Source organism: Algoriphagus confluentis, assembly GCF_036245625.1.
Classification (GTDB): Bacteria; Bacteroidota; Bacteroidia; order Cytophagales; family Cyclobacteriaceae; genus Algoriphagus; species Algoriphagus confluentis.
This window is the reverse complement of sequence record NZ_BTPD01000009.1, coordinates 88,242-101,885: the sequence shown is the minus strand read 5'-3', so window position 1 is coordinate 101,885 and position 13,644 is coordinate 88,242. Positions and strand designations below refer to the sequence as shown.

Below are 13,644 nucleotides of genomic sequence, written 5' to 3'. Positions count from 1 at the left end.
ATATCAATCCGCACCCTTGGTATGTGTTTGTGAATTATTCCCATCCGCCTCTTTTGGAGAGATTGGAAAAGCTAGAGAAGTAAGTTGGAAGTGGTAAGGTGGAAAAGTTGGAAAGATTTTAGGACCATAAAAAAAGCTGTCAGATTTCTCCAACAGCAATTTTTCTCTAGACAAGTCCAAAACGTCTAGCGTCTATACTTTGTAAAACTCTTCCCAACCCTTTCTCGGAGGCAATCCCATCAGCAGTTGATTGGCCATCGAGTTGTTGGTGATTTGCTTGGTCTCCCTGTCAAACTCCAGCTTTAATCCCGTCCATTGCGCCAGCACGCCCAAGCAGAATACTTGACTAAGTGGTCCTGCTATCTCAAAAGGAGATCGGGTTTTTTCCTCTCCTTTGCAGGCTTTGAGGAAGTTTTCAAAATGATTGGAAGGGCTTTGCGGTACTTCCGGGAGCTTGGATTCCCATTCTTTGGCTTTTTCTTCGGGAATAATCGAAAGTGTACTTCCATGGGATCCTCCTTTGAAGGTCAATTCTTTACTGTAAATGATTTTTCCGGGGTTGAGCTTGGCAGGTTGGATTTGTCCGTTGCTCGGTGGGGGAATGTTGGGATCAAGCTCCGATACCCCATAGCCATCGGGGACAGCAGGAATATTGTCCAACCCATCGTACCAAGTAATCGTCATGGGTGGCATAGCTCCCCGCTCAGGAAATTTGAATTCCAAGGTCGTGGACATGGGGAAGAAAAAGGAATTGTGACCGCTGAGTTTGGTAGGATTGATTTCATAAGGAAGTCCCAATTCCAAAAACTCATGCGCAGTATCCATGATGTGTGCTCCCCAGTCGCCCAAGGCACCCATACCGAAGTCATACCAGCATCTCCACTGTCCATTGTGATAGTCCTTGTTAAATGCATGAGGTTGCGCCTGAGAAGTCCATACGTCCCAGTTTAGGGTGTCAGGAATTGTTTCCCCAGCGGGAAATTGACTGATATTCGGATCCCATCCATGCCAGCGTCTCCGGCTGTTCATGTGGGCAGTCATGGCTGTGACATCCTTGATGATTCCTGCTTCTTTCCAGGTTTTAAACTGGAAGTAGTTTCCTTCGGAATGGCCCTGATTTCCCATCTGGGTAGCCAGTTTGGGGTTTTTCTTGGCAGCAGCCATCATCAGTTCCACTTCCAGGAAAGTTCTCGCCATGGGCTTTTCCACATAGACATGCTTCCCTTCAGCCAAAGCCATCATGGTCACCGGAAAGTGGGAAAAGTCAGGAGTGGCAATGCTTACCGCTTCAAATTCCCCTCCGATCTCATCAAACATCTTTCGGAAGTCCTGATACTTTTTGGCCTGAGGAAACATGTTCATCACCTCCAGGGTCTGCTTGGCACCCATATCCACATCGCAAAGCGCTACGATGTTACATAATCCGGTTTTATGAAGAGCCTTGATGATTTCCGCTCCACGGTTTCCAATGCCTATACAGGCTAGCTTGACTTGGTCACTGGGTGCGACGTAGCCGTGGGATTTGCCTAAAACTTGGGGTGAAACGATCGTAAGACCGGAAAGACCGAGTACTGCCGTAGCACCGGATATGAGAAAGTCTCTTCGATTGGTGGACATAATAGGATGATTTTGGGTCAGTTATTTTACCGATCTAATCTACCCAAACCCTCCCATAATTTTTGACTTACCGCAAAAAATCAACGGAAACCATTGCGGAGGCAATATTTCTTAAATCAGACCTGTTTCTTTTGCATTTTTATTAACTTTTCTATTCCCAAAAAGCCAAACCAATGCGTGACCTCGCCGACTTTCATCATCCGCTAACCGACCTTTTTCCCCAACCCAAATCTGTTTCCGACTGGGACCGATACCGTCTCAGCCCAGAGCAAATCGACTTTTTCAAAGAAAATGGCTATTTGGCAGATATCAAGCTGCTGGATGAAACCCAAATCGAAGCCTTGAAAAAAGCACTCGATGAGGTCATGGACCCAAAGCATCCCATGCATCATCTTTTTCACGAGTTTCACAGCAATGAATCGGGAGATCCGAATAAGGTCCTTTTTCATTCTTTAGGCCATTGGAGAATAGCCGAGGCCTTCCATGATGTGATCTGGAACCCGGCTTTTCGCATGGTCGCGTCCCAACTGTTAGGAGATCGGCCGGTTCGGTTTTGGCACGATCAGCTTTTTTGCAAGCCGGCCCATCATGGGGGAAATGTGGCTTGGCATCAGGATTACAGCTACTGGACCCGTACGATCGAAATGCAGCACCTGACATGCTGGTGTGGCTTGGATGATGCTACTGAGGAAAATGGCTGTCTTCAGTACGTGCCGGGCTCGCATCGTTGGGGATTGCTGGAGAAGCCTGCACTTGCCGGAGAAATGGATGGCTTGATGGCTATGATGACTGAGGAGCAAAAGGCGAATTTCAAACCTGTAGCTATTCCCCTCAAAGCCGGTCACGCGGCATTTCATCATCCGCTTTTGGTGCACGGCAGTTTTGCCAACTTTTCTCCCCGATCCAGAAAGGCTTTTGTGCTCAATGTCTTTGCAGACGGCACCGTCTCGGATACCAATGAACCGCTTTTGGAAGGTGTTCCTGTGATCCCCAAAGGAGAAAAAATGGGAGGAAAGTTTTTTCCTTTGGTTTTTGATCCGAAGAGATTGGAAAATTGAAAGATTGGAAGATTTGAAAATTGGGTTTTCTACTTCAGAGATTTTTTGGAGAATATTTTTCCAGATTCTACCCAAAAGCCCAACTTCTTTTTAGTTTCGTTCACCTTTTTACCTTTTTTCAAAACAGGCTTCTTGATTTTTGAAATTAGGGTTGAGGGCTAAAAAAATTATCGTAATTCCAAAATCGTAATTCGTAAATACACATGGCTTCAGGACTATTTGCCTTGCTTGATGATATCGCTACTATCATGGATGATGTGGCCACCATGACCAAAGTTGCAGCTAAAAAGACCTCCGGGATTTTGGGCGATGACTTAGCAGTCAATGCCGAAAAAGCCTCCGGGTTTATTTCAGACCGAGAGTTGCCGGTGCTATGGGCTATTTCCAAAGGCTCGTTAGTCAACAAGTTGATTATACTCCCTGTGGCCTTTTTGCTCAGTGCATTCGCGCCTGTGGTGGTTACCGTGATATTGGTTTTGGGAGGGATGTATCTGGCCTATGAAGGCGCAGAGAAGATTTTGGAATGGATTTTTCCTCATGCGCATGGGCATGAAAAAGTTGACTTGGAAGCAGATATCACCCCTGAACAGGTTTTGGCTCAGGAAAAGAAAAAGGTCAAATCTGCCATCACCACGGATTTTATTCTCTCCGTGGAGATTGTCATTATCGCCTTGGGAACGGTGGTCGATCAGCCGCTTAGTACCCAGATCGTGGTCGTTTCCATTATTGCCTTGCTTGCCACAGTTGGGGTGTATGGGTTGGTCGCTTTGATCGTAAGGATGGATGAGTTTGGGTACAAGCTGATCGCGCTCAATCCTGAGGACAACACATTTTCGGATAAAATCGGAAGACTGCTGGTTCAGGCGCTGCCTTACCTGATTCGAATTATCGGGTTTGTCGGGACCATCGCCTTACTCTTGGTGGCTGGAGGAATCTTTTCCCACAACATTGATTTTTTCCATCATCTGCTTCCTACTTGGCCTGGAATAATCAAAGATTTTGTCCTTGGGCTGGCTGTCGGGATAGTGATTTTGCAGCCAATTCTTATTTTTAAGAAAATCAAAGGCAAAAAGACTCCATAGGCCCAAAATCCAAACCAGATGAATAGCTACCTCTCCCGACTCAGAATTCCATTTATCCTTCTTTTTTACTTCTTGATCTCGGAGGGGATTGCCCAAAACGGAGTCACTTTTCTTCAGTTTGAAGGAAAGGTGGGACCTGGAAAAGGAAAGCACATCGTCTTGGTAGCAGGGGATGATGAATACCGCTCCGAGGAATCCATGCCTATGCTTGCCAAAATCCTTTCTGAAAGGCATGGTTTCAAGACAACGGTTCTTTTTCCCATTCATCCGGAAACCGGAGATATTGTCCCCAACTATCAGAATAACATTCCCGGACTGGAGCATTTGGAGTCAGCCGATCTGATGATTATGCTGATTCGCTTCCGGGAGCTTCCTGACGAGCAAACCCAATACATTGAAAATTTCCTCCAAGCCGGAAAGCCTATAATCGGTCTCCGAACGTCCACTCACGCTTTTGCTTATCAGAAAAACAAGGAGTCGAAGTTTGCCAAGTGGACTTGGAACGGGAAAGAACCCGGTTGGGAAAAGGGATTTGGTAAGCGGATTTTCGGAGAAACTTGGGTGAACCATCATGGTATTCACGCCAAAGAGGGCTGTCGTGCCTTGATCGATGGGGTTCAGCAGATGAATGATCATCCGGTTTTGCGGGGAGTCAAAGATATCTGGGTGCCGGAAGATGTGTATGGAATCCAAGGACTTCCTGAAAATTCCACGGTACTTATTCATGGACAGTCCACAGCGGGAATGGATGATCAAGCTCCTTTGATTTGGGAAAAGTCCGTGATGCCCATTGCCTGGACCAAGCCTTATCAGCTGGAAGGGGGAAAGGAAGGAATGGCCTTTGCCTCTACGATGGGTTCATCCATGGGTTTCCAAAGTGCAGATTTGCGAAGGTTGATAGTGAATGCTTCCCTTTGGCTTTTGGAAATGCCCGAAACGATTACCCCTGATCTCAATGTGGACTATGTAGGGGAATATCAGCCCACCATGTTTGGATTTGATACGTTCCGAAAAGGGATGAAAGTGGCGGATTTTAAATAAGTAGCAAGTAGCTGGTATCAAGATCAGAAACAAGAAGCTAGAAACAAGAGACATAGACTCAATCCATATTCGACATTTCATGTCTTTTTTAATATCGAATGTCGAACGCCAAATGATGAAGAAAAGAAGAGGCAAATAAAAAATTGACTTCAAAAGAAATGAACAAAATAGGATTTAACGTGCTGGCTTGGTCAGCGGAGATTTCTGAGGATCTTTTTCCGATTCTGGATCGCTTGAAAGCCATTGGCTACGACGGAGCGGAGTTTTTTATAGGAGGGACGGATGAAAAAGCCTGTCGAGCCGTGGGTGATCATTGCAAAAATATCGGGCTGGAAGTCACCACTGTCACCGTGATGGGGCCGGATGAAAATCCCATTTCACCGGATCCAAAAGTTAGGGAAAAAGCCAAAGAAAAGCTTCTTTGGATTCTCGACCGGGCTGCTGATCTGAATTCTCAAGTGCTATGTGGTCCTTACCATTCGGCTTTTGCCACTTTTGCGAGTAGAGCTCCTATCGAGGAAGAGTACAATTGGTCCGCTGAAGTACTTCACTCGGTAGCCGATCATGCGCAAAAGCTGGGAATTTTGATGACTCCAGAAGCCCTGAATCGCTTCGAGTGCTATTTGGCAAATACCATGGATCAGTTGGATTACTTGATGGCAAAAGTGAATCATCCCAACGTACAGGCGATGTTTGACACCCACCATGCGAATATGGAAGAGAAAAAACTAGGGGCGGCTATTGAAAAGATTGCTCCTAGATTGGGTCATTTCCATATTTCTGAAAATGACCGAGGAACTCCCGGTTCGGGACATGTGCCTTGGGACGAAACCTTCGCGGCATTGAAAAAGGTGAATTACAAAGGCTGGCTGACGATTGAAGGATTCACCAGAAATGATCCGGCCTTTGCCAATTCTATTGGGGTGTGGCGAGAGTTTTCTGCACCTTGGGATATGGCTGAAAATGGGTTTAAGCTAATTCGAGAGATGGGGGAAAAGTATGGATTGTGAATTCGGTTTGGGAATTGCAAATTCCCGAGATAATAGGTCGAGATTGCAAATCTCGACTAGCGAATCTTTCCAGAAAATCCCCGCTCTTCTATAGGCGGGGATTTTTTGTGGATTTATTCTTTGGCTCCCGGTCCTTTGACTACCCTCCCGGGTAGGGCTCCGGTATGTTCTCCATCTTTGAGCACTTGGGTACCATTGACTAAGACGTGGACCATTCCTGTGGAGTACTTCATGGGGTTTTCAAAGGTGGCATGATCCTGAATTTTAGCCGGATCAAAAATCGCCAGATCTGCAAAGTAGCCTTCCTTCAGGGCTCCCCGATTTTTGATTTTCAGGTTGGTAGCTGGCAGAGTGGTGAGCTTGTAAATCGCTTCTTCCAAGGAAATCACTTTTTCATCCCTGACGTACTTTCCGAGCAGTCGGGAAAAGTTACCAAATGCCCTAGGATGCGTACTTGACTTTAGAAATACCCCCTCATTGGCCAAAGAACCCCCATCCGAACCAAAACTCATGTAGGGCAATGCTATCTGTTTTTTTACATTTTCTTCTGACATCAGGAAATAGACCGTTCCAACCCGGCTTCCGTCCTGGACCACCAAGTCCATTGCCGTTTCGGCAGGGGAGGTGTTTCTCATGGCAGCAACTTCAGCTAGAGTTTTGCCAGTCAGGTATTTCAAACTGTCATTTTTGAAGCCGACCAAAATGATTTTATCCGGTCCTTCGACAGCCTGCATCAGGCTTTCCCATTCGGTAGTAGGAGTGATCATTTCCTGCAAGACTCTTTTTCGGATGGCAGCATCCTGAAGACGTTCTGCCCATTTATCGTAGCCTCCTTCCTGCACCCATGGGGGCATAGCAGCATCTAGTCCAGTTGCTCCTGCCACGTAATTGTACATGTCGGTGGTGATCTCAAGCCCAGCGGCTCTGGCGGAATCAATTTTGGCTACCACCTGATCGTATTTGCTCCAATTGTCCCTTCCACTCATTTTGAGGTGGTAGACTTCCGCGCGAATCCCTGCCTCGGAGGCGATCCGGATCAGTTCGTCCAGACTTTCTAACAGTCGGACTCCCTCGCTTCGCATATGGGAGATATACATCCCATCGTATTCTGCTGCGACTTTGCACAGCTCAATCAACTCTTCTGTGCTGGCATAGAAAGCTGGAGCATAAATCAAAGATGACCCTACGCCCAAGGCTCCATCTTCCATTGCCTGGCGAACCAGATTTTTCATTCTTTCCAGCTCTTCGGTACTTGGAGCCCGGTTTTCATACCCTAATTCGTGGATTCGGACGGTGGTAGCGCCCACAAATGAGGCTACGTTGGTAGCCACTCCTTTTTTCTCCAAAAATTCCAAATATTCTTTTAGCGTGGTCCAGGAAATTGGGTATTTAATATCCCCTTGGGATTTCAGTTCGTCGGCTTTCATCGCATCTGATAGCGGGCCCATGGAGTTTCCCTCCCCAAATACTTCCAAAGTGACCCCCTGCCGGATATCGGATTGGGATTTGCCATCTTCAATCAAGGATTCCACAGCCCAGCTGAGCATGTTTATAAAGCCGGGAGCCACGGCCAGTTCTGTGGCATCAATTTCCAAGGTGCCTACTGCGTTTTCCAGTTTGCCGATGGCTGCAATGGTATCTGCATTGATTCCCACATCGCCGATGTAAGATGGATTGCCAGAACCATCCAGAATCTGTCCGTTTTTGATTAAAACATCGAATTGTTGAGGTTTTTGGCAAGAAGAAATCCCAATTAGACAGATCAAAAGGAGATAAAAAGCTTTCATAGGATGGGAGTTGGTTTATGGAAAAGATAAGAAAACTATCTGAAATATTTGGGTGGACTGGACATAGGATTCCTTGAAAGCCAAATATTTAAAAAGTCAAGAATTGAGGTCTACGACATTAGGGTTTGGGTTGGTTTTTCTCTTTTTCCAAAAGGACCTTCCCGAAAATCGGTGCCACCGCACTTCCTCTCCAGCCACCGGAATAATTGGCAGCCATGTAGAGATCGAGTTCCGGAATATAAATCACCTGGGTGCCCCAAAATCCGGAGTGGCAGTAGGCATCCAATCCATTGACTTTGACTCGATACATGCCCATTTGATAGTCCATTCTTGCCTTTTCGGAATAGCTGACCGGCTCCAGCATGATTTGTAAAGTCTCTGGGTTTTCAAAGATTTTTCCCTGAAACAAGGCCTGAAAGAAATCCACCAATTCTTGGGAATTGGATACGATTCCACCTCCTCCGAAATAATCCATGGTGGGGCTAAAATTATAAGTGTCCCTTCCCTGCAAATACTGGTGAATCCTTAGCTCATCGGTTTGTGGATCCATGCGCTCAAAATCAGTCCGTTCCAATCCAAGATTGTCCAATCCGAGCAATTCTTTGATTCCTCCATCCAAACTTTTTCCTGTATAGGTTTCTACCAATTCTCCTAAGACCACATACCCTGTGTCCGAATAGCTAAACTGCCCACCCGGAGGACCGATGGGTTCTCCTTTTTCGACACACATCCGGAGTTGCTCGGTGCGAGTCCATTCGTGCTCAGGTGTGCCAAGGACGATGTCAAAGAACTCAGGAGCATTGGTGTGGTCAAAAAGGCCTGCTGAATGCCTTAGAATTTGTCGGATAGTGATTTGGTCGATGGGGTAATCCTGTGCAAGGATTTGCGCATGTTCAGATGAAATATGCTTTGAAATCGGGTCTTCCAGGCTCAATGCTCCTTTTTCCATCAGTCGAAGAATTGCTGCAGCCACAAAGGTTTTGGTGACGCTGGCGATCCGAAAGGTTTGCTCCACATATAAAGAGTCCCCAATAGAAAGGTCGTTGATTCCTGCGGCTCCTGACCAAGAGAGGCTCTCATCTCCAGATTCAATGGTAAAAAGGATTCCCGGGTTAGAGGTCGTGATTTCTGATTCAAGGACCTTAGCATAGTCTTGGGATTTGGAGGGGAAAGGAATCAAAGCCAAAAGGACTAAACTCAGGAAGGCAGAGATGGATTTCATAGACATTCGAATGGGAGTTTTAGAGGGTTGATCGATAAAGTAGGGGCTACTCTTCCGGTATCGCCATGGTGTGGGCACCCAAAAGCTTCCATTGCCCATCTATCCAAGAATAAGTTCGCATAAAGTGATAAGTCGTAGGACTGGGGCCCCGGTCCACCACCGTGTATCCACTGACGACTCCAGTCGTACCTAAGATGACCACTTGCTGATCACGGGATTTTCGGCCTTTCGTGGCATCGGTTTGGCCTTCCTGAATCCGTCTGGCGCGTGCCAAAACCGCTTCCTTACCATCAATCAAGGCAGCATGGTTGTGCACCCAGATAAATTCCTCAGCCATAATATTTTCCAAAAAACTAACATCTGAAGACAAAAGGGCTTTTTCCCAACCTAAATCCAGTTGGATTAGGTTGTTTTTGGTGGACTGAAGGTCTTCCTGAGGAAAACACTTCCAGATGCAGCAAAAGTAGAGGGAAATGAGAAAAAGGAGTTTCATCGGAAGGTAGAGTTTGTATTGGTTTGGAATTGGAAAGGAGAGGAGCAAGTGCAGTATTGAGATTGAAAGGGAAGCGCAGAGTCAATTTACCGATTATAAGGATATTCTTGAATCAAATTAAACCCACGTTGGATTAGTGGATACTCCTCTCTCCTCTTCCTTTTTGCTTGAGCCTTAAATGTCTGATTGTCCATCTGGAGGACAAGCAAAACTTCCCCGGTTGAAGTTTCTTGAACCTCTAAAGTGTTGATATTGGGTTCATTCAGGGATTTTGCAAAGACAATCAGCCCTTTTTCATCCATTTTTTGGATGACAAAATACTGGGTGATTTTGGATTCACTTCCCCAGGAAATAGTTTTATCGTCGATCAAAAGTCGTTCAAAGGGAAAAGGACTTTCCGTTTGGAATTCAGAATAAAAGCCCTGCCAGGGATGGGTGGGGACATAGCTCAATTGAAAGTAGAGATGATTGGCCAAAGTGCCGAATGAAATGAATCCCACTAAAAAGAAATTGACAATCCACCAGGCTATTTTGCCTCGTTTACTTTGAAAATAAGCCCGTTCCTTTTCCAATTGAACTGGCTTATGCAGGAAAAACAACTCAAACAAAGACTTGCCAAAAGGAAGAACAGTCAGAATGGAAAAGAACAGCAGGTGGCTGGAAAATATTTTCACAGGGATATCAAAGGAAAAATTAACCAAAACAATGTTTAGGCAAACCCCAATGGAAAGCAGGGCTCCAAAGACTTTGGTTCTGGGAAATAGGATTAAAAGTCCGGCACTGATTTCCGATATGCCCATGAAGAATTTGTATGTGTCTGAGTACCCAAAGAACCTCCATGCCAATCCCATAGGGGACATTTCCCCATACATCACTTCCATGCTGCCAATGTCAGGTCCGGGAAATTGTCCATTCCAGAATTTTATTGCTCCATATGAAAACAAGGAAAGTCCTACGAAATATCTCGCATAGAGAAGAGTCCAACGATAAAAAATGCTGTATTCGGACTTACTGGCTTTTGATAAAAAAATGATTCCCGCCGTCAAAACAGAGGAAACTATCGCAAAAACCAAAAATGCATAGTCAAAGGTGGTGTCCCCGCTTCCGGTAAGCTTGATTTTGGAAATGTCCTCCCAGCCCAAGATTTTTTGCCCAAAAAACAAAACCACCCATTCTTTGGGAATATCATAGAGATAGGTGGTCAGCAGATTAAGAATTGGGATGTATTGTATGGGAAAAGGAAAAGCAATCAGAAGAATGTAAATTCCCATCCAAAGACGGAGAAATTGATTCAAAGGAGAAAAATCTTTCATACCGGAATGGCTTCTGTTTAGCAGTGAAAATCAACAAATACTCGGTTAAGCTATCCAATCTGATTATTTTTCTCAAATCCGGATTGAATTTTATTCAAGCCCAACATGAAAATTGAAATAGAAATTTAGGCAGAGGAAGTATTTTTTTATTTGCATTACGTTTTCACCTAAACCCACTTCCATACTAGCTAATGAATCACACACAGAAAGAAGCACAACTGATGGTGATGTGGACGATTATCTTCAACATTGACACCTTGGATTTCCCTCGCTGGTAGGATTGCCGATAATCGAAAGAGGTTTATTCGGTTTATTTTTTGTCAAGCTTTATTAAGCCTAGAAATTTGCTTCTATATTGCTTTTTGGACAAGAAAGCAGGATCAGCTTTCCGGATCTTTGCGGCTTTCGTTGATTTGAGGGTCAAATTCAAGTGGGTGAATCTACTTTTGAATTCATCTGCTTGGTCATCCCAAAAATCAACACCAAGAAAATTCCCAAAAAGCCCAAAAGAAACCCATGTCCGGTGAAATAGGCGATTTTACCAAAAAGAAAAGGCATCAGCGTAATGCCCACGTAAGCACTGGCCATCTGAAGTCCCATAATTCGTTGGGAATGCTTTTCCCCAAAATTGACAGGGGTTTCATGCAATAAACTTGGAAATATCGGTGCACAACCCAAGCCAACCAGCAGAAATCCAAGGAGAATAGTCACCGTAAAGGGCAAGAAAAGAACTCCCAAACCCAAACCGATGACACCTTGTCCCAGAAAGACCAATTGCCGATTGGAAAAATGAGCAGTCAAAAATCCGGATAAAAACCTTCCCAGTGTGATCCCGAGAAAATAAAGCGAAGTCATCCTGGCTGCCTGATCGGTTTCAAAACCTTTGGTAAATACCAGAAAACTAGCACCCCACATGCCGAAGGTGGCCTCTATGGTGCAGTAGCAGAAAAAGACAACCAGAGCTTGCTTCAAGCCGGGCAGCTTGAGGAGTAAGGAGATTAAACGGGTCGGTTTTTCATCCCCAGATTCTTGTTCGTTTGGTTGTTTTTTGGACCAAAGCGGAAGAGAAAGCACCAAAATCAACACCAAGCCCAGCTGAATCCAAGCAATTGTACTGTACCCGGTAGACCAGGATTCTCCTTTTGCCAAATAGCTTCCCATAATCATGGGGCCAATCGCTGCCCCCACTCCCCAAAAGCTGTGTAGCCAGTTCATTTGGCGCGCTTGGTAGTGGATAGCTACATAATTATTCAGAGCGACGTCGACTCCACCGGCACCCAAGCCCAATGGAACTGCCAGTATGCACAGGAAAAAGAAATGCCCCGATAAAGAAAATCCCATCAAGGCTAAAGCCGTCGTCAGGACACTGAGCGTAATCATCAGATGATAGCCCAGGCGATGGATGATTTTTCCACTCAGTAAACTTGAAATGACCGTTCCCGCGGCTACAATCATGGAAATGATCCCGCCGTAGTCTACCGGTACCCCCAAATGGTCAAACATGGCCGGCCATGCTGCTCCAAGGATGGAGTCAGGAAGTCCTAGACTGATGAAGGAAAGGTAGATTACCAGAAGCAAAAGTCGTTTCCGAAAGGGCGAAACAGAACGGACTTTGGTCATGAAGGCAGCAGATTCAATGATTTAGAATTGGGTCGATCCGGGAATTCTCCATCGGTTGGCTTCAAGATCGACCCCTCCTTGGAGTTCCTCTTGAACGACTCGATCAATGATCCAAACCCCTTTTTTGGCCATATTTTGAAAGGTGTCGATTCCTTCCCCTTCAAAGCCTATTCGAGTACGGTGAATATGAAACCGATCCGAAAACTTTCTGCCAAAGGCTTCTTCTACCCCTTCCCTGCCCAGCATAAATCCAATCAATCCTCCCCAAGTTGCCGTGGGATTATCTGAGTCCCATCCCGCCAAAGCGCCGATTTTGATGGTTTCGATCAAATCTCCCTCTCCAAAAAAGTAACTTACCAAACTCGCGGCGAAGTTGATTCCTGCCGCCACGCATCCATTGCAGGGAAGATTTCTTGAGGTCATGTCGTAGCCGTCAAGTTGTTGGACCTGATATCGGTAGTAGACCGAATCCCTCGCCTGTTCCCAAGTAATCCCTTCACTGTACTTGGATTTGACAAATTCATACATCTTGGCAGGATAGGAGCCCTCCGGAAGATACATCTTGGATTGCTCGGCAATAGTCATCAGCCGATCCTTGATGGGCAAGTTGGGATCTGAGGCAGCAGCAAGAGAGAATAGACTTACGTAAAACTCAGAAATCCATTGACTCTCTTCTCTTGCTGTCGTTTGAATTGGAAGTTGAGCCATTTTTAGTGCAAAATCAGGTCTTCCTGGAGCATAGAGCCCGAAGATTTCGGTGGTGAGCTGGGCATCAATCATTTCATATTCCGGATTATGCTTCGGATCTCCTGTAGCAGGAGGCACCATGCCTTCTCTCATCAAGTCCAAAGCTTTCTGGTTAGAAACCCAGAGGAAGTTTTCTTCTTCCTCCTTAATGTGTCTGAGCCAGCCCTCGCGGATTTGCTCTCCGGTGAGTAAAGATGTCTGATTTCGAAGGAGGAGTTCCTGATACATGTATTCTATATCGGTGTCGTCATCTGCTCCCCAGATAGTGTCTGGATCAGCAAAAACAAAATCGATGGTGGGAGAAAAAGGACTGGGTTCTTCACCTGACCAGATATTGGGCTGATCTGGTTTTCCCCAGTCTTCCCGAGTGTAAAATGCCCCGGTCTTTTTCTCCCCGATGTTTCCTATTTTATCCATTTCGGTCACCAAGCCCGTCCAATTGGCAATGCAGGTGCCCAACCAAAACCCTTCCAGTCGGCTTGCATATTCCGCCCGGTCCAGGACAAAATCAAGGTCTTTTGGCTCGTAAGTGGCATAGGTCAAGGTAGGATTTCTTGAAGGTACCGGGTCAGGTATCGATTTGCTCCCGCATCCTAAAATCAGAAAGATAAACAGGGCGATTGTCAGGTAGGAGGTGAGGTTCATGGGTATGGG

The 13,644-nt window shown here is 45.7% G+C and carries 11 protein-coding genes; 4 read left to right on the top strand and 7 right to left on the bottom strand.

Annotated features, from left to right (window positions below):
- Positions 1-192: 192 nt before the first annotated feature.
- Positions 193-1,617: a Gfo/Idh/MocA family protein gene (locus AAA943_RS14605; RefSeq protein ID WP_338225009.1), complete on the bottom strand. Its 1,425-nt coding sequence runs from the start codon at positions 1,615-1,617 to the stop codon at positions 193-195.
- 173 nt (positions 1,618-1,790) lie between these two features.
- On the opposite strand from AAA943_RS14605, the gene AAA943_RS14600 reads away from it, so the two are divergent.
- From AAA943_RS14600 to AAA943_RS14585, 4 genes are all read left to right on the top strand, one after another.
- Positions 1,791-2,675, top strand: coding sequence for a phytanoyl-CoA dioxygenase family protein (locus AAA943_RS14600; protein WP_338225008.1), 885 nt, complete (start codon positions 1,791-1,793; stop codon positions 2,673-2,675).
- Positions 2,676-2,878: 203 nt separating this feature from the next.
- The gene (locus tag AAA943_RS14595; RefSeq protein ID WP_338225007.1) at positions 2,879-3,757 is read left to right on the top strand and encodes a DUF808 domain-containing protein; all 879 of its coding nucleotides are present in this window, start codon (positions 2,879-2,881) and stop codon (positions 3,755-3,757) included.
- 18 nt (positions 3,758-3,775) lie between these two features.
- A complete protein-coding gene (locus AAA943_RS14590; RefSeq protein WP_338225006.1) occupies positions 3,776-4,798 on the top strand; it encodes a ThuA domain-containing protein in 1,023 nt (340 codons plus the stop codon).
- 158 nt (positions 4,799-4,956) lie between these two features.
- The gene (locus tag AAA943_RS14585; protein WP_338225005.1) at positions 4,957-5,808 is read left to right on the top strand and encodes a sugar phosphate isomerase/epimerase family protein; all 852 of its coding nucleotides are present in this window, start codon (positions 4,957-4,959) and stop codon (positions 5,806-5,808) included.
- A gap of 113 nt (positions 5,809-5,921) precedes the next feature.
- Here the strand turns inward: AAA943_RS14585 and AAA943_RS14580 are convergent, their stop codons facing one another.
- The 6 genes from AAA943_RS14580 to AAA943_RS14555 form a co-directional block, all read right to left on the bottom strand.
- Positions 5,922-7,595: an N-acyl-D-amino-acid deacylase family protein gene (locus AAA943_RS14580; RefSeq protein ID WP_338225004.1), complete on the bottom strand. Its 1,674-nt coding sequence runs from the start codon at positions 7,593-7,595 to the stop codon at positions 5,922-5,924.
- A gap of 118 nt (positions 7,596-7,713) precedes the next feature.
- Positions 7,714-8,817, bottom strand: a complete 1,104-nt coding sequence (locus tag AAA943_RS14575) for a serine hydrolase domain-containing protein (RefSeq protein WP_338225003.1) — start codon at positions 8,815-8,817, stop codon at positions 7,714-7,716.
- 46 nt (positions 8,818-8,863) lie between these two features.
- Positions 8,864-9,310: a nuclear transport factor 2 family protein gene (locus AAA943_RS14570; protein ID WP_338225002.1), complete on the bottom strand. Its 447-nt coding sequence runs from the start codon at positions 9,308-9,310 to the stop codon at positions 8,864-8,866.
- Positions 9,311-9,396: 86 nt separating this feature from the next.
- Positions 9,397-10,623 carry a hypothetical protein gene (locus AAA943_RS14565; RefSeq protein ID WP_338225000.1) on the bottom strand — a complete coding sequence of 409 codons (1,227 nt, stop codon included), beginning with the start codon at positions 10,621-10,623 and terminating at the stop codon, positions 9,397-9,399.
- 426 nt (positions 10,624-11,049) lie between these two features.
- Positions 11,050-12,243: an MFS transporter gene (locus AAA943_RS14560; RefSeq protein WP_338224999.1), complete on the bottom strand. Its 1,194-nt coding sequence runs from the start codon at positions 12,241-12,243 to the stop codon at positions 11,050-11,052.
- 21 nt (positions 12,244-12,264) lie between these two features.
- Positions 12,265-13,635: an ADP-ribosylglycohydrolase family protein gene (locus tag AAA943_RS14555; RefSeq protein ID WP_338224998.1), complete on the bottom strand. Its 1,371-nt coding sequence runs from the start codon at positions 13,633-13,635 to the stop codon at positions 12,265-12,267.
- Between the last annotated feature and the right edge of the window lie 9 nt (positions 13,636-13,644).